The sequence below is a fragment of the Advenella faeciporci genome (assembly GCF_014652395.1).
GTDB lineage: Bacteria > Pseudomonadota > Gammaproteobacteria > Burkholderiales > Burkholderiaceae_B > Advenella > Advenella faeciporci.
Genome location: NZ_BMYS01000001.1, coordinates 121396 through 138784, shown reverse-complemented (window position 1 = coordinate 138784; position 17389 = coordinate 121396). Strand labels below are relative to the sequence as shown.

General features: G+C 47.0%; 18 protein-coding genes. 17 read left to right on the top strand and 1 reads right to left on the bottom strand.

The annotated features are described in order from the left end of the window. Window positions 1-25 precede the first annotated feature (25 nt). The 3 genes from IE074_RS00640 (at window position 26) to IE074_RS00630 (ending at window position 2286) form a co-directional block, all read left to right on the top strand. Entirely contained in the window at window positions 26-430 is a 405-nt protein-coding gene (locus tag IE074_RS00640) for a RidA family protein (protein ID WP_189383509.1), read from the top strand. Between the two features lie 67 nt (window positions 431-497). Continuing rightward, the gene (locus IE074_RS00635) at window positions 498-1454 is read left to right on the top strand and encodes a Bug family tripartite tricarboxylate transporter substrate binding protein (protein WP_189383508.1); all 957 of its coding nucleotides are present in this window, start codon (window positions 498-500) and stop codon (window positions 1452-1454) included. Window positions 1455-1626: 172 nt separating this feature from the next. Continuing rightward, window positions 1627-2286 (top strand): GntR family transcriptional regulator, encoded by a 660-nt coding sequence (locus IE074_RS00630; protein ID WP_189383507.1) that lies wholly within the window; start codon window positions 1627-1629, stop codon window positions 2284-2286. Here IE074_RS00630 and IE074_RS00625 read toward each other — a convergent pair. Then, the gene (locus tag IE074_RS00625) at window positions 2261-3241 is read right to left on the bottom strand and encodes a LysR substrate-binding domain-containing protein (protein WP_189383506.1); all 981 of its coding nucleotides are present in this window, start codon (window positions 3239-3241) and stop codon (window positions 2261-2263) included. The two genes, IE074_RS00630 and IE074_RS00625, sit on opposite strands and share 26 nt — an antisense overlap. 244 nt (window positions 3242-3485) lie before the next feature. Between IE074_RS00625 and torT the strand changes: the two genes are divergently transcribed. The 14 genes from torT to IE074_RS00555 all read left to right on the top strand — a co-directional run bounded on the left by torT (window position 3486) and on the right by IE074_RS00555 (window position 17294). Next, window positions 3486-4517, top strand: a complete 1032-nt coding sequence (gene torT, locus IE074_RS00620) for a TMAO reductase system periplasmic protein TorT (protein ID WP_189383505.1) — start codon at window positions 3486-3488, stop codon at window positions 4515-4517. Window positions 4518-4524: 7 nt separating this feature from the next. Continuing rightward, entirely contained in the window at window positions 4525-6078 is a 1554-nt protein-coding gene (locus tag IE074_RS00615) for a sugar ABC transporter ATP-binding protein (RefSeq protein WP_189383504.1), read from the top strand. A 27-nt stretch (window positions 6079-6105) separates the two neighbouring features. Then, window positions 6106-7107: an ABC transporter permease gene (locus tag IE074_RS00610; protein ID WP_229793836.1), complete on the top strand. Its 1002-nt coding sequence runs from the start codon at window positions 6106-6108 to the stop codon at window positions 7105-7107. 39 nt (window positions 7108-7146) lie between these two features. Then, the gene (locus IE074_RS00605; protein ID WP_189383502.1) at window positions 7147-8712 is read left to right on the top strand and encodes a 4-hydroxyphenylacetate 3-hydroxylase N-terminal domain-containing protein; all 1566 of its coding nucleotides are present in this window, start codon (window positions 7147-7149) and stop codon (window positions 8710-8712) included. 33 nt (window positions 8713-8745) lie between these two features. Continuing rightward, window positions 8746-9681, top strand: a complete 936-nt coding sequence (locus tag IE074_RS00600) for a VOC family protein (protein ID WP_229793835.1) — start codon at window positions 8746-8748, stop codon at window positions 9679-9681. Between the two features lie 48 nt (window positions 9682-9729). After that, on the top strand, window positions 9730-10305 hold the full coding sequence (locus IE074_RS00595) for a flavin reductase family protein (RefSeq protein WP_189383501.1): 576 nt from the start codon (window positions 9730-9732) through the stop codon (window positions 10303-10305). A gap of 44 nt (window positions 10306-10349) precedes the next feature. After that, entirely contained in the window at window positions 10350-12725 is a 2376-nt protein-coding gene (locus IE074_RS00590; RefSeq protein WP_189383500.1) for a xanthine dehydrogenase family protein molybdopterin-binding subunit, read from the top strand. Between the two features lie 49 nt (window positions 12726-12774). After that, window positions 12775-13092 (top strand): YciI family protein, encoded by a 318-nt coding sequence (locus IE074_RS00585; protein ID WP_189383499.1) that lies wholly within the window; start codon window positions 12775-12777, stop codon window positions 13090-13092. Between the two features lie 20 nt (window positions 13093-13112). After that, entirely contained in the window at window positions 13113-13781 is a 669-nt protein-coding gene (locus tag IE074_RS00580) for an SRPBCC family protein (RefSeq protein ID WP_189383498.1), read from the top strand. Window positions 13782-13821: 40 nt separating this feature from the next. Next, entirely contained in the window at window positions 13822-14316 is a 495-nt protein-coding gene (locus IE074_RS00575; RefSeq protein WP_169294255.1) for a (2Fe-2S)-binding protein, read from the top strand. A gap of 2 nt (window positions 14317-14318) precedes the next feature. Then, a complete protein-coding gene (locus IE074_RS00570; protein ID WP_189383497.1) occupies window positions 14319-15122 on the top strand; it encodes an FAD binding domain-containing protein in 804 nt (267 codons plus the stop codon). Between the two features lie 71 nt (window positions 15123-15193). Further along, window positions 15194-16054: a fumarylacetoacetate hydrolase family protein gene (locus IE074_RS00565; protein WP_189383496.1), complete on the top strand. Its 861-nt coding sequence runs from the start codon at window positions 15194-15196 to the stop codon at window positions 16052-16054. A gap of 36 nt (window positions 16055-16090) precedes the next feature. After that, window positions 16091-16876: a ribonuclease activity regulator RraA gene (locus IE074_RS00560; RefSeq protein WP_229793834.1), complete on the top strand. Its 786-nt coding sequence runs from the start codon at window positions 16091-16093 to the stop codon at window positions 16874-16876. Next, window positions 16869-17294, top strand: a complete 426-nt coding sequence (locus IE074_RS00555; RefSeq protein ID WP_189383495.1) for a cupin domain-containing protein — start codon at window positions 16869-16871, stop codon at window positions 17292-17294. The genes IE074_RS00560 and IE074_RS00555 overlap by 8 nt, the downstream gene beginning before the upstream one ends. Window positions 17295-17389: the final 95 nt, after the last annotated feature.

Sequence of the window (17389 nt, the reverse complement as noted above, 5' to 3'; positions counted from 1 at the left end):
TTAAATTTTTATCAAAGGAAGGAACATGTCACAATCACATCGCGTTCGTATCACTAGCCCAAATGTTGCCGAAGCTGCTCCAGGTTTGTGGTCAAACTGTTTGCAAGTAGAAGACACTCTGTATTTGTCAGGTTTTACTTCACGTGCCAATGATGGCGAAACGATTATTGGTAAAGATGGTTACGAGCAGGCCAAAGTTATTTTTCAAAAAATGAAAGATCTGTGTGAAGCTGCGGGTGGCACGATTGATGACGTCGTGACGATGACCATTTTTGTTACCGATATCAAAGAGAACCAAGGCGTTTGGAAAGCCCGTCGCGAATTTTTCACTGGCGATTTCCCGGCATGTGCATTAATTGAAGTGAAAGGTTTGGCAAAACCGGAAATTCTGGTTGAAATCCAGGGCCAGGCAAGACTGGCTAAAAAATAATCAATAATTAAAAATCAATAAAAAAGGCTGTCATTCGGTGCAGCCTTTTTTTTCAAAAGGAGATATTATGAAAAAAATATTGTTGGGATTCAGTCTACTGCTGGGTTCATATGCCGGGCTGGCCCAGGCTGATACAGGCAAACCTTTGAATATAGTGGTTCCATATGCCGCTGGCGGGCCTTCCGACTCAATTATCCGGTCAATTGGCAAAGTTATAGAAAAAGATACGTCGCAAAATGTGATTATTGAAAACCGTCCGGGCGGAAATACGGTCATTGGTGCGCAGGCACTATTGAATAAAGCCGATGATGACAATTCGGTTTTGCTGGTTGCGGCCAGTTTTGTGATTACGCCCAGTTTGATGCAGAAGTTGCCGTACGATATCAATAAGGATTTTCGCCAAATTACTCGCCTGGCATCCAATCCGCATGTGCTGGTTGTTTCCAATGATGTACCGGTTTCCAATGTGACAGAGTTTATCGAGTGGGCCAAAAAAGCAGAAAATAAAGGCACTTATTCATCATTCGGAACCGGTTCTTCAGGCCATTTGGGGTATGAACTGTTTAATCACCAGGTTGGTCTTGACCTGCTTCATATTCCCTATAAAGGAGCTGCACCGGCAACATTGGCGGTATTAAGCTCAGAGGTCCATTCCACATTGGGGGATGTGGGTGCCATTGCGCCCCATCTTGAGGCGGGTAAACTGAAAGCATTGGCGGTATCGGGTACGGAGCGTCATCCCAGGATGCCTGATGTTCCCACCTTTGCCGAACAGGGCTATCCGGACTTTACCTCGGAAACATGGTTGGGTTTACTGGCCAAATCCAGTGTCAGTGATGAAAGAATTGAGCAGTTAAACCGGTTGTTTACTACTGCTTTAGCTCACCCTGATGTACAGGCAATACTTGAACAGCAGGGCATGCAGGCAAAACCCACCGATGCAGCCGGTTTTGCTGATTTTATGACCAAAGAAGCTTTAAAATACAAGCAGGTCATTAATGACGCGAATGTTAGAATCGAATAAGTACCTGGTGCCTTGTGTTTTCCCTTGTTTTTGTGCATAGGGTAATGTGGCGGGCAGATTTTCTGCCTGCTTTTTTGTTGGGCGATTATAAAAAACGATTGCCTTTGAACATTCAGGCACTCATGACCATCCTGTCATGCATAATTAATTTCTCTTCTATACTTATAAGTTCATGATTCAACCTCAGAAGGGTGATAGCCCTGAAATTTTATCGCTGCCACTTGCAGAAAAAGCATATATTGCCATTAAAAAAATGATCCTGGAAAATGAGTTAAAACCAGGAGATCAGGTTAACGTTGCGCAATTGTGCCATCTTCTTTCAATAGGCCGCAGTCCAATTCATCAGGCTATTCATCGTCTGGACAGGGAAGGGCTGGTGGCAATTTTGCCGCGCAAGGGCATATTGATTAAGGCGGAAACCATTGACAGCTTCTTGAACCTGATTGATGCTCGTTTACTGGTAGAGCCATACTTGACGGGCGAGGCCATGCAAAGAATGACCCCCGAGCTCTTGGATAAACTGAAAAAAATTGTACAGATCGGGCGCCTGTGTGCGCAAAACAATGATCACCAAGGCAGTATGGAGGTGGACCGTCTTTTTCACCAGACACTTTATGAAGCGGCCAATAATGAGCTGTTAGCCAATTTTGCCGGTCAGTTACTGGATCGCTCCATGAGGCTGTGGTTTAGGACTTATTCACCGGGTGCTGAAAACCCGAATATTCATGAACTGGAAGCCTTGTATGAAACCATCGCTTCAGCAAACCGGAAGGCGGCTTTCGAAATGATGGAGCAGCACATTATCTCTATCCGTAAAAAGGTATTTCCGTAATCGATATATTGCTTGGGTCTTTGTTGTATTGGGCGTAAGCATCCCGAAAGATTTTCATGACAATTTCATGCTCTTGCGTGTTTTCGTGATTGATATGCCAGATGAGTCCTACTTTTCTGACGATATCGGTGATGGTCAGTGGCAATATTTCCAATACGCCCAATTTTTTAAAAAAAGTGGCCATTTCCAGGGGGATGGTGCCAAAGGCGTCGGATGATTTAAGCATGCCTACATTGGTGAGCGTTGATAATGACTCAACAGTTTGGTTGGGGATGGGAATGTTGTAACTTAACAAGGTGTCTACAATAATTTCCCGCGTGATGGCATCACGGGTGGGCAGAATCATTGGGAAGTTGCTAAGGTGTTTCCATTCCAGATCGGATACGTTGGCCAATGGGTGGCCTTTCCTGACGGCGATGACAAAAGAGTCCTCATAAAAAACCTCCGAGCGGATATCTGCCTGTAAAGGTTTATTAGGGATAACCCCGACGATATATTTGAGTTGTTCTGTTTTTAACTGCGGCAACAGTGTGCCTAAAGTGCTTTCACGTACGGTGACAGAAAAATCAATGGGGCTTTTATCCAGGGCGGTAAGCAGGGTAGGTGCAAAGGCAAGGGCCGCAATAGGCATAACACCCATTGATATTTGTATCATTGGACCCTCAGTGATTTCCCTAAGTTGCAGCCGGGTTGTCTCCAGTTTGTAAAGAATATCTTTGGCACTTTGTATCAGGCACAGGCCGTGTTGCGTAGGCTCGAGTCCTGAAGAAGTGCGATTGAAAATTTTAATTCCCAGACCTGTTTCCATTGACGACAACATTTTTGAAATCGCCGGCTGAGTCAATGCCAGTGCGGATGCTACTCTACTCACGCTTCTCATTTCATCAAGATAAATTAACAATTGAAGATGCTTGAAGCGTAAATTCGCGCGTAAATACCAGTCGATACGTGACATGAAATGCTCCTCTTTTTTAAGATTTATTCGAACAGTATAACCAAAATGGAATACACAAGGCAATTTAATTTCATTTGATCTTATAGGGTCATGATCTTATTATTCTTTCAAATAAAGAAATAACTAAAGAAATAAGGTTAAACAGTCACGAATCAGTGAATGTGGGCCAAAAATTAAAATTCAAATTTAAAGGAATAAGAGGATGACATCTAAATTATTTTTAAAATGTGTGGCAACAGCATCAATGACATTAAGCTGCTCAATCGTTAATGCAGCTGATTGGTTTCCTCTTGAGGTCAATCAGGTGGGGGCTGACGGAAACGTGGTCAAGGTAGCGTATCAGGGACAGCAAAAGGCCAGCCAAAAGTGGCCGATCTGTGTGTCCTTTCCGCATATGAAAGACCCATTCTGGCTGGCGGCCAATTACGGGGTTGTTGAGGAGGCAAAAAGACTGGGTGTCAGTGTGCAGGTGTTGGATGCGGGCGGTTATACGCAGCTTAACAATCAGATCTCCCAAATTGAGAACTGTGTTGCCGGTGGCGCCAAAGCGGTTGTCATGGTTTCCATTGATGCCGAGGGTGTCGGCAATATGCTGAAACAGCTCAAGGAAAAAAATATCGTTGTCATTGATGCCTTCAATGGTTCCAAATCAACCGATGTGGCTGCACGTGTCCTGACTAACCCGCGTGATGAAGGTTTCCGGGCGGGTGAGTACCTGGCCAAGAAACATCCTAAAGGAACACCCGAGGTTCGTGTGGGATGGTTGCCTGGTCCGGCAGGAGCCGGTTTTGTGGAAGGGTTTAATGCCGGCTTCCAGGACGGCATCAAAGACAGTGCGGTGGTTATTGCCGAAACCAAATATGGTGATGTAGGCAAGGAAATCCAGGCGCGTTTGGTGGAAGACATGCTGCAGACCCATAAAGACCTGGACTATATCGTTGGTACGGCTGTGATGGTGGAAGGTGCTTTGCCATTATTAAAAGCACGCAAACTGTTGGATAAAGTCAAACTGGTTTCTGTTTACATGACTCCCGGAGTGCATCAAGGTCTGAAAAAAGGTGAAATTGAAGCCGCAGGTGTTGCACCTATTGTAACGACTGCAAAAATGACTATTGATTCTGCAGTACGGATTCTTGAGCAAGGCAACAACCCCGAGGCACTGACACGGGTGGATACGATCGGTACGGTTTACACACCTGCCAGCGTTGGCGAGTTTGATCCGTCAATTACCTTTGCACCAGCAGGGTTCAGACCTGTTTTCAGTTTTGGAAAGTGAGGCAATAGTGCAAAGCGCAGTTCTTGAAAACATCCAGGATAAGGCGCCTGAGCAGCATGAAGGCAAGTCCCGAGTCGTCCTTGCGATCAAGGGGCTTACCAAGATATATGGAAATCATGTCGCTTTGGATAATATCCATATGGATATTGAATTGGGTAAGGTCCATGTTTTGTTTGGTGAAAACGGGGCTGGCAAATCAACCTTCATCTCCATGCTGGCGGGTGCAAATCTGCCCAGCAAGGGAGAGCTTGAAATTGGAGGCCATCAAGGCGTTTTTCATAGCGTTGCAGAATCACGCGCAGAAGGTATTCGGGCTGTTTTTCAGGAGTTTTCCCTGATTCCCCAACTGACTGTTGCAGAGAATATTGTGCTGGGTGAAGAGCCGCTTGACTCAATAGGACTTTTGGCCAGGCAAGCAGCTGTTGAATCAGCCAAAGAGTTGATTAACACCTTGGGTTTTGATCTTGACCCTTATGCCTATGTCGCCACTTTGCCACGCGGTAAGCAGCAAATGGTTGAGATTTGCAAGGCCTTAAGAAAAAAACCGAAAATCCTTATTCTGGATGAGCCTACAGCATCGTTGTCAGAGCATGATGCACGCTCCTTGTTTGATTTGGTATTGAAGCTGAAAAAACAGGGAACGGCAATTATATACATTACACACAGAATGCATGAAATTCCGCTTCTGGGTGATGTGGTGACTGTATTAAGAGATGGTAAACAGATAGCAACGGTACCGGCAACAACGTCAGAGCCTGAATTGATTAAATTAATGACGGGCAGGACATTGGATGCCATTTATCCGTCATTGAACCCGGAATTGGGCAAGACCCGCTTGAAGATCAGCAACTTGTCATTGGCGCATGAATTAGGCGTGCCCAATATAGAGAATGTGAGTTTTGATGTAAAGGCCGGAGAAATTGTTGGTATTGCCGGATTGGTCGGGTGTGGCAAAAGTGAATTGGGACAAGCCTGTTTTGGATTGAAAAAAATTACAGGAGGTGAAATTGTCCTTGATGCTCATAAAACCAATTTCAGGCATCCTGCCGATGCCATTGAGGCAGGTCTGTGGTATAGCCCGGCAGACCGCAAGCAGGAGGGTCTGGTGATGTGTCGTCCTGCCAAAGAAAATATGTCTTTATCAGGTCTGATCTGGGGGAAAATAGCCGGTAAAGTCTTAAGGCCGCAACAGGAAATCAATCTGTTGAAGGATTTGTCAGACAAGGTCGAATTTGCGAAAGAAAGACTGGGTGAACCCATTAGCAATTTTTCTGGTGGCAATCAGCAAAAAGTGATGCTGGCCAAAGGGTTGGCACAGGATATTTCCGTGTTTGTGTTTGATGAGCCTACGGTTGGTGTCGATATGGGAGCAAGGCCATCAATTTATCGTTATTTGGCGGATTTAAGCAAGGAAGGGGCGGCAATTTTGCTGATTTCTTCTGATTTGCCAGAGTTGTTCGGTCTGTGCCATCGAATTCTGGTCATGAACAACGGTGCTATTACTGCCGAATTCCAGCGTGATGAATTTGATGAACATCGCATTCTAGAAAACTTTTTTTGAGCAAGACTTCAAATGAACACAACATCAATGACTACTACTTTACCTGTTACAGAAAAGAAGCCCGCCTCGGGACTGAGTGCGAATTTTATTTATAAATACCGCCAGATGCTGGTGTTGCCGGTTCTGTTTATTGTTGCCTCACTGGTTTTTTATGTAATGGCTCCCGGTTTTGCAACGGCAGATAACCTGGTGAACGTTGCCAGGCAATCGGTTTACCTCTTGATTGTTTCTTTGGGGCAATTGGTTGTGCTGGTGGTGGGTGGACTTGACTTGTCGGTCGGGGCCATTGCGGCACTGACATCCGTGGCCGCTGCACTGGTGATGGCATCAATGATGGCTGCCATGCCAGACAGTCCCTGGCTAGCGATTGCTGCGGGCAGTGCGGTTGGTTTTGCAATGGGTGCCGTTTTTGGCTTGATCAATGGTGTTGGCATGGCGGTCATGAGGATTCCTCCTTTTATGATGACCCTGGGCATGTCTTCCGTTTTGTTCGGCATTACTTTGTTTATTAGTGGTGGTGTGCCTGTCTATGGTTTGCCCGATGTGTTGGGCGAAGTGTTTGGATTTGGTGAACTCATGGGTATTCCCATTCCCTCATTGGTTGCCCTGCTGCTGATCCTGATTACTTATGGTCTTCTTGAGTGGTCACGCTTTGGACGTCACGTTTATGCGACAGGTGGAAACCAGCGTGCTGCCGATCTTTCAGGTATTCGCACTAAACGGGTTATTATCCAGTCCTTTGTGATTTGTGGTGTATTTGCTTCCTTGACAGGTTTGTTACTAACTGCCCGTCTGGGTACAGGGGAGGCTAATGTAGGTGTGACGTTACCGCTTGAGTCAATTGCCGCTTGCGTTATTGCAGGTGTCAGCCTGGCGGGTGGTGTAGGACGTGTATTTGCTGTTGTGGTTGGCACGCTTTTGATTATGCTGGTGCAAAACGGATTGAATCTGATGCAGGTTGGTGCTTATGCGTCAACAATGACAATCGGATTGATATTAATCTTGGCGATGGCTTTGTCAAGAAAATAATTGATTTTAATTTAATTTTAAAATATATGGAGATATGACATGAAAGTCGAAACAAATTTAAAAGAGAAAGATGCAAAATCGAATGCAAAAAACATACCGTTTACCGGAGAAGAATACCTGAAAAGTCTTGATGACGGTCGTGAGGTCTGGATTTATGGTGAGCGGGTTAAAAATATTGCAGAGCACCCGGCTTTCAGAAACTCGGCCCGCATGATTGCGCGCATGTATGATGCGCTGCATGATGAGTCCCGTCGTGAGCTGCTGACTGCACCCAATGATTCGGGCGGTTTTACCCATCGTTATTTTTTGGCACCCAAAACCGTAGAAGAGCAGGTTGCCGCGCGTGACGCAGTTGCTGAAATTCAGCGTGTTGCATATGGCTGGATGGGACGCTCCCCTGATTATAAAGGGTCTTTCCTGGGTACCTTGGGCGCCAATTCGGCTTTTTATAAAGGTTTCGAGGAAAACGCATTGCGCTGGTATTCCAAAGCACAACAGCGCACTTTGTATATCAACCATGCAATCATGAATCCCCCGGTTGATCGTAACAAACCGACGGCAGATACTTCTGATGTATTCATCCATGTTGAAAAAGAAACTGATGCCGGTATTTATGTCAGTGGTGCCAAAGTGGTGGCAACCGGTTCAGCCCTGACTCACTATACCTTTGTGGCACATGCTGGCCAGATTCCTATCAAGGATCCTAAGTACACACCTATTTTCATGGTTCCTACCGGCGCGCCTGGCATGAAAATGATTTCCCGTATTTCAAATGAATATCGTGCCGCAGTGACAGGCAGCCCATTTGATTACCCGTTATCAAGCCGTCTGGACGAGAATGATGCGATTCTGGTTATGGACAATGTATTTATTCCATGGGAAGACGTCTTCATGTACGGTGATGCAAACCTGGCGAACGATTTTGCACCCGGCTCTGGTTTCAACGGCCGTGCTTCGATGCACGGTTGTACCCGTCTTGCCGTTAAACTTGATTTTATTTGCGGTTTGTTGGCAAAAGCACTGGAAATTACCGGTAGCGCCAGTTTTCATGGTGTTCAGTCGCGTTTTGGAGAAGTCATTGCATGGCGTAATGCCATGTGGGGCTTGTCTGATGCCATGGCAAAGAGCAATGTGCCATGGAATGGCATGGTTCAGCCTGATGCACGTTTTGCAACGTCTTATCGTGTACTTTCGCAAATTGCCTATCCAGCTATCAAAAACATTATTGAATCCAGTGTTGCCAGCGGTCTGATCTACCTGAACTCACACGCAAACGACTTCAAAGCACCTGAAATTCGTGGCTACCTTGACAAATATGTGCGTGGTACGGGTGACGTGGATGCAGTAGGCCGCGTTAAAACCATGAAATTGTTGTGGGACACCATCGGTACTGAATTCGGTGCCCGTCATGAATTGTATGAAATCAACTATCTGGGCTCCAATGACGTGACACGTCTGGCCAATTTGTGGGATGCACAAGGTACAGGTGATCTGGATAATATGAAATCGTTCGTTGAAAATTGCATGAGTGAATATGATCTTGACGGCTGGACTGTACCTGACCTGATCAATCCTGATGATGTAAGCGTTATCAAACGCAGATAATTAAACCAATATTTTTATTTTAAGGAGAGAGATATGCCATTAGGAAATGAAATTGCCTATGTTGTTTACCAAGTTAATGATTTGGATCTGATGGAGTCTTTTATGCAGGACTTCGGGTTATTAACAGCACATAAAGACGACAAAAGTCTGTTTATGCGCGGGGCAGGTACATCACCCTTTTTGCATGTCACTCTGCTTGGAGATGAAAATAAATTCATTGGTGCCGCTATTCGCATGGAAAGCATGGAGGACCTGCATGAGCTTGCCAAGTTGCCAGGTTCTTCTCCTGTTACCAAAGTGGAAGATTACCCGGGCGGTGGCTGGCGTGTTCGGATGATGACACCTGATAACGTGCAAATTGATGCGGTCTGGGGGCAGGAACCAGCCAAGGAAGTCACGCATCGTCCGCCTAATCCATTTAATGCCGGTCATGTTAAAGCCCGTTATAACGCATCTTTGCGTCCCAAGCGTGAACCAGGGCTGGCCTTGCGTATCGGTCATTTTGTATTGCGTGTCAGCAATCATCCCGAGTCTGTCAAATGGTTCAATGAGCGTTTTGGTTTGCTGGCTTCCGATTATATGTGCGTGCCGGGCGATAAGAGTCAGGTGATTGGTACATTCCTGCGGATGGACAAGGGAGAAGAGTTTGTTGATCATCATTCCATGCTTATTGTGCAGGCGGAAGTGACCGGTGTCCATCATTGCTCTTTTGAATTCCAGGACATTGATTCCGTCATGGGCTCTCATGACTATCTGGTTGGCAAGGGACATCGTCTGGATTGTGGTGTTGGCCGCCATCTGATCGGGAGCCAGATTTTTGATTATTGGCGTGATCCATTCGGTTTCCGTGTTGAACACTATACCGATGGTGATGTCGTTAACGAGGATTACGAGCCTTTATATTACGACGTTTTTGCTGATGATACGACCCAATGGGGGATGGACCCTACCCGGGACTTTTTTGAATAAAAACGGATAAGGCAAGACTTTAATCCAACCAACATGAGGCAGAGTCAAATGACAGAATTAATCCTTGAAGAACAGCGAGCAGGGCGAGTCGCTAATTTTAATCCACGTGAATTTCGCAATGCCATGGGTGAATTTGCTACCGGTGTTGTTGTTATTTCCACTGATGTGGATGGGGAACCTCATGGCATGACCGCCAATGCGTTCATGTCCGGCTCACTGGAACCTCCACTGATTATTGTCTCTGTTGCATGTACGGCAAGAATGCATGACCGCATTCAACGTGCGGGCTATTTTGGGGTGAGTATCCTGAGTGAGCACCAGGAATGGTGCAGTAACCATTTTGCGGGTAAACCCATGGAAGGCAAATGCCCGCAATTTGAACGTATTGGTAATGTGCCCGTTCTGTCAGGTGCCAATGTACAAATTGCAACAGACCTGGAGCATATTTATTCCTGTGGGGATCATACCTTGTTTGTTGGACGGGTTCATACGATGGAGCGTCCCAAACATCCGGACAGGGGGCTGCTTTTTTATGCAGGTCGTTATGGAAAGATTATTAGCAAGGGTGCCCCGCTGACATTCTCACTTGATGAGAATGTATACGATGCTACTTCATGCTGGTAGTCGTTGGTTAAGTGTGCGGCATGGGTATTTGTGGAGAAAAGTAAATGAAAGTAGAGTCAATGGTCAAGGTATCCCAGGGAATAGGGGCACCGCTTCCCAGGGTGGAAGATGTACGTCTGTTAACCGGACAGGGAACCTTTGCGGATGATGTCAATTTACCAAGACAGGCCAGAGGATATGTTTTACGCTCCACAGTTGCTCATGCCAATATTGTCAGTATTGATGTTTCAGGTGCATTGGAAATTCCGGGAATATTAGCGGTCCTGACAGCGGAAGATTATGAGCAGGATGGGTTGGGCAATATTCCATGCGTTAGCATACCCCCCACCATTACAGGAAAAAAATATCATCCTACCCCATTTCCACCACTTTCCTCAAAGCGTGTCCTTGCTATTGGCAGTCCGGTTGCTTTTATTGTGGCTGAAACGCTTCCTGCGGCGATGGATGCCGCTGAGCGCATACAGGTGGTTTATGACAATATGTCCGCAGCGCCTACCGTAGAGTCGGCGATTGAAGAAAATGCGCCGCTGGTCTGGCCAGAGGCAACGGGTAATATTTGCTTCCGCCATGAAATGGGTGATGAGCAGGCGACAAATGCCGCCTTCGAAAAAGCAGACCGTGTTGTCAAGAGCCGTATTCGCAGCCAGCGTCTTGCCGGCAACCCATTGGAACCACGCACTTGTATTGGTGCCTATCAAGAGGCGGACAAGCGTTATCACCTGACTTCGTCCACCGCTAATCCAAGTCGAATACGGTTGTTATTGGCAGAACATGTTTTTCGTGTTCCCGCCCATCAGATTCATGTTGTTGCCGGTGATGTGGGTGGCGGGTTTGGCACCAAAGGTGGTCTGTATCCAGAGGAAATACTGGTTTTATGGGCGGCAAAACGGGTGGGGCGACCTGTAAAGTGGGTTGCCGATCGCAGTGAGTCTTTCCTGTCCGATTTCAATGGCCGTGATCAGGTTGCCGACGCTGAAATCGCGCTAAAAAATGATGGTACGGTTCTTGGTTTTCGGGTGGATATCCATCACAACCTGGGGTGTCAGCTTGGTCCCTCAACTGCTCACCCGGCATTGGTGGGTTCGCGCATGTTGTCCGGTGTTTATGCCTTTCCGGCTATGCATGTCAAAGTAAACGGCGTGTTTACGCATAGCCGTACCTTAACCACCTACCGGGGTGCGGGTCGTCCCGAGTCAACTCTGATTGTTGAACGCATGATGGATCTGGCTGCCGCTGAATTGGGCATGGACAAGGTTGAAATCCGCCGTCGTAACCTGATCAGTCCGGCACAGATGCCTTATCGTACGGGTATTAATGAAACCTATGATTGTGGTGAGTTTGAAGCCCTCATGGATGATGCGCTGAAACTGGCCGATTGGGATGGTTTTGAAGCGCGTCGCAAAGAAAGTGCAGCACGTGGTTTATTGCGCGGACGTGGCTTGTCCATGTACATCGAAGTGGCGGCCACTATTAGCGATCGGATGGAAGTGCGTTTCGATGCGACGGGTGGGCTAACAGTTATTGCCGGTACTTTTTCATATGGCCAGGGTCATGAAACCAGTTATGCACAAATGGTTCATGAATGGCTGGGTGTACCGATTGAAAAAATCAGGTTGATACAGGGAGATACCGATAAAGTGGCCAACGGCCGTGGCAGTTTCGGATCACGCAGCATGACTGTAGGCGGTTCTGCCTTGCTGGGCGCGTGTAACCAGATTATCGAAAGGGGAAGACGGGTTGCCGCCATCCTGCTTGAGTGTGATGAGGAAGGTCTTGAGTTTGGTAACGGTGTTTATCGCCATGCAGGCCTGAACAAGGAAATCACGCTGGACAAGGTGGCGAAGGCAACGTATGCATGGGGTGCACCCAAACCATTGCCGCCTGAACTGTGGTCCGGTCTTGAAGGAAGAGGGTACTTTACGGCACAACCGCAAAACTATCCGAATGGTTGTTATATCTGTGAAGTAGAGGTTGATCCTGAAATAGGCACAATCAGTCTGGTTGATATTTCGGGCATAGACGATGTTGGGAATGTCATTAACCCGCTGATTCTTGAGGGCCAGATTATTGGCGGTATTGCCCAGGCAGTTGGCCAGGCATTGCTGGAAGAAGTCGTTCATGACAAGGATGGCCAGTTACTGACCGGGTCGTTCACTGATTATGCCATGCCCAAAGCAAAGGATTTTCCACGTATCCGTGTGGGCTTAAGGCCAGTGCCAACAAAAACCAATCCGCTTGGCGTCAAGGGAGGGGCAGAAACCGGAACCATTGGTCTGCCTCCGGCAGTAGCGTCGGCGGTTATGGATGCGTTAAGCGTGTATGGCATTAAACATATCGACATGCCATTGACCGCATTGAAAGTTTGGGACGCCATTCAGCAAAGCAAGGCATCAGGAGAAGCATTGCAAGCGGTTGAATAATAAACATTAAGTTTGAAATGAACGAATTGAATCAGGAGTGCGAAGGGAAATGAGTATGTTGAAGCAGTTTATTGTATACAGGACTGACCGTACCGATGGTAAAGCGGAAGAAATCAGAAAGGCGACTCGTCCGTTGCATGCGGAATATATGAAGCAGTTTCATGGCAGAGTTCATTTTGGTGGACCCATGCAGAATAAGGATGGAGTGTCTATTGGCGGGATGATGGTTATTGATGCCCATGATGAGGCTGAAGTATGGGAAATGATCAATAACGATCCATTTGAAAAGGCGGAGCTGTCATCAAAAATAGAAGTTTATCAATTCAGATGGCAAACCAAGCGTCCGGCAACTTTGCCGCCACTTTAATTTTTTTGTGAGACAAAAACATGATTTTGAATGGTGAACAGCAGCTTCCCGTATCCAGAGAACAGGTGTGGTCTGCCCTGATGAATCCGGAGGTGCTTCGGTTGTCAATCCCTGGTTGTGAGTCAGTGACTGAGGTGGAGACAGGCGTTTATGCGGTTAGGGTGGTTATTGAAATTGGTCCGGTAAAGGCCCGTTTTAATGGAAAACTTAGACAACTTGATATGAAAGCACCTGAAACCTATACCCTGGCATTTGAGGGAGATGGGGGCGTCGCCGGATTTGCCAAAGGCAGTGCGGTTGTCACGCTGGAAGAGGCGGCCAATCAGGGGACTTTGCTGAAATATGAAGCCAAGGCAGAAATAGGCGGGCGTCTTGCACAGATCGGTTCACGCCTGATTGATGCGACCTCGGCCAAATTGACCAAACAGTTTTTTGAGCGTTTCAGCCAACAATTGCTGGGTCCAGCGCCTGCGGTGGCAGAACCTGCCAAGGTGGCAGCACCGGCAATGGGAACTGCTGTTGCAGCGGCTGGTTCGGCGGTTGCTGCGACACCGGCTTTTGTACCTGCTCCGGTGTATGCGCAAGCGACACCATCCAAATCGGGTGTATCCATTCAAATGCCGGCATGGACCTGGGCTTTCACCGTTTTAGTAATTGCTTTACTGGCTGCTTATCTGGGCTCCAGATAAGGGTGTTTCAGGTCAGGATTTTTACCGAGGTATTCAAAATATGTCAAAAACTACAGTCGCCATTATGGTTAATGGTATTGAGCAGAAACACGAGGTTGAACCCCGTACGCTTTTGGTTCATTTTCTGCGTGAAAATTGTGGCCTGAAAGGGTCTCATGTGGGTTGCGACACGACACAGTGCGGTTGTTGCACTGTGCATTTGGATGGCCGAAGTGTCAAGTCCTGTACCACGCTTGCCGTTATGGCAGATGGAAAAGAAGTGATCACGATTGAAGGGGTGGGAACTCCGGAAAACCTGCATCCGCTGCAGGCCGCCTTTCAGGAACACCATGCCTTACAGTGTGGTTACTGTACACCGGGAATGGTCATGCAGGGGCTGGATATCCTGAATCGTGGCTGTGCTGACAACGAGGCGGTCATTCGTCATGAGCTGGAGGGTAATCTGTGCCGTTGCACCGGTTACCAGGGGATTGTGGATGCCATTCATTCTTGTGCAAGGAAGTGTCAGGGTAGCGTATCGGCAGGGAACGTATAACTATGTATAACTTTGATTATGTGCGTGCGAAAAGTGTTCAGGAAGTCAATGAGCTTTTCAGTAAAAATCCTGAAGCCCGCTTCATTTCCGGGGGTATGACGCTGTTGCCAACCCTGAAACAAAGACTGGCCAATCCGGCATTGCTGATTGACTTACAGGATCTGCCTGAAATGCGTGGCATTACCGTGGATGAAAAGATGGTGTCGGTGGGGGCCATGACCCGGCATGCAGAAGTGGCGGGTCATAAAGAAATCGTGCAGGCAATCCCGGCCCTGGCGTTTTTGGCTAGTGGTATTGCCGATCCTCAGGTTAGAAATATGGGCACGATTGGCGGTTCCATTTCCAACAATGATCCCTCAGCCGATTACCCAGGGGCAGTGCTTGGATTGGGTGCCAAGGTTATCACCAATAAACGCACGATTGATGCGGATGATTTTTTTACCGGATTGTTTAGCACGGCGCTTGAAAAGGGTGAGTTCGTGATGCGCGTGAATTTTCCACGTGTGCTTAAAGCGGGCTACTGCAAAATGCCCAATCCTGCTTCGGGTTACGTGATGGCGGGATGTTTTATTTCGCAAACCATGGATAAAAAAGTTCGAGTTGCGATTAATGGGGCTGCTCCCTGTGTATTTCGTCAGCATGAATTTGAAAAATTGCTTGAATCAGATTTTAGTGTGAATGCAATAAAAGCATGTGTTCAGTCTGCAGAGGGTCTGAACGCTGATATGCATGCTTCGGCTGCCTATCGGGCACAACTGGTTGTTTATGCTTTGAAACGAGCTATTGAATTTGCCCAATCGCATTAATTGATGCAGTCGGGAAAATTAAGTTAATTTTTTTAGGCGTTATTAAAGAAATAAGGATAAGTGGAGTTGTCATGAAATTAATGTCTTTTATAAGTCAGAATCGCTCAACTTTCGGGTTGGTTGAGGGCGAATATGTCTATGATTTGGGGCGCCGCCTGGGTAAGGCTTGCCCGGATCTTTTGTCTGCCATTAAAGGTGGTTGGCTGAACCGTCTGGAGGCGCTGGTTGAAAACTCACAACCGGACTTTCATGTTGACGACGTGGTTTTTCTGCCGGTTATTCCCAATGCACCGCGTATCTTTTGTGCGGGCCTGAATTATCTTGCCCATCGTGTTGAGGGCAATCGTCCGGATACCGAAGTTCCCGTTATTTTCCTGCGTTTAAATGAATCCCAGGTGGGCCACAATCGTCCCTTGGTATGTCCGGCAGAGTCGGATCAGTTTGACTTTGAGGGTGAGATTGCGATTGTGATTGGCAAGGGTGGTCGTCGTATTCCCGAAGATCAGGCCTTTGAGCATGTTGCCGGTTACTCTTGCTATAACGATGGCAGCGTACGTGATTGGCAATTGGCAACCAATCAATGGACACCTGGCAAGAACTTTGATGCAACCGGTGGCTTTGGCCCCTGGCTGGTGACAACGGATGAGCTGTCTACCGATCGTGTGTTAAGCCTGGTTACCCGTTTGAATGGCGAGGAAATGCAAAGAACCACGACAGACATGCTGACGTTTTCCATTCCGACCCTTATCAGTTTTATTTCCACGTTTACCTCTTTGGAACCCGGCGACGTAATTGTAACCGGTACGCCAGGTGGTGTCGGTTTGCGTCGTAATCCCCAGGTCTGGATGAAAGAGGGCGATGTGGTTGAGGTGGAAGTTGAAGGCGTAGGTATTTTGAAAAATACCATTATTAAAGAAACTCTGCGTAAATAGCATATGACAAGTTCTATTACGAATTTAGGAGCATATATGATGTCAAAAAATCTGGCAGAGAATATCGTGAAAAGCCAAAATGATTTCGCTCAAATATCTGAGGAAACCCGGGCTGCCTTGATGAAAAGCAGTACGGCCAATTTGGCTAATGCCTTACTGAAACGCGGTTTTCGCAATACATTGATGCTGGGCATTAATCCGCTTTCACCAGGGCAGCCAAAAATGATCGGGCCGGCCTTTACATTACGATTCATTCCGTCACGTGAAGACATTGACACGATGGATGCTTATTCCCGCGATGATAATAAACACCGGGGTGTGATGGAAATCTGCCCGAAAGGATCGGTTTTAGTCATTGATGCGTTTGGCAATACGCGCGCCTCGTCAATGGGTGACATGATGGCATTGCGACTCAAAACACGGGGAGTGGAAGGGGTTGTGACCGATGGTGGTTTTCGTGACGTTCCGGCCTTCATTAAAATTGGATTGCCCGCATTCCAGCAAAAAAGTGCTGCGCCAGCAACACCATTAAGCATGCATCCGCTTGAATGGAATGTTCCGATTGGTTGTGCCGGTGTCTCTGTCTATCCTGGTGACATTATCGTTGGTGACGGTGATGGTGTTGTGGTTATTCCCCGCTACCTGGTTGATGAAGTGGCTCAGGAAGCGGCCGATGCGGAAATGTATGAAGAGTTTGCCGCTTGGCATTTGGAGCGTGGCCGTTCATTGATTGGTTTGTTCCCTGCCAATGTTTCCAGCAAGGAAGAGTATAACCGCTGGGTTAAAGAAGGGCGTCCAGCATTGGAGTTTTACTATGCATGAGCAAAATAAAGCACTGTGTGAAACCTTGGAAGTCCTGTTGAATACCCGGGATCTGGACCCCGAACAGTGGATTGATTATCCCGAATATGGTTTCCGTCAGTATTTTTTATGGAAAAATCCTGAAACGGGGGCAAGCATTGCTTTGCTGGACTTCCAGAAGGATGGCCGTATTCCTGTTAAGCATACGCATGCCTCGAACCAGTTCATGTATTGCCTTGAGGGTGATTATGAATATGTTGATGTTGGCTTGAGATTGAAGCCCGGTTCATTCTATATGAATCCAGTCGGACATCCGCATGGTCCGACTATTGCACATGAGCGTAGTGTGCTGATCGAAATTTATGATGGTCCTCACTATCATGAAAAACCTGTCTTTCATACTGATGAAACGATAGGTGATTTTCTTGCCAAGTCTTAATTAAAGACATTTAAGCAAACGAAGTAAAAAATACCGTGTAAAACGGAGGGCATTCTGTTGCCTTCTGTTTTGTACAAAATTACTCAAGTGTTTGA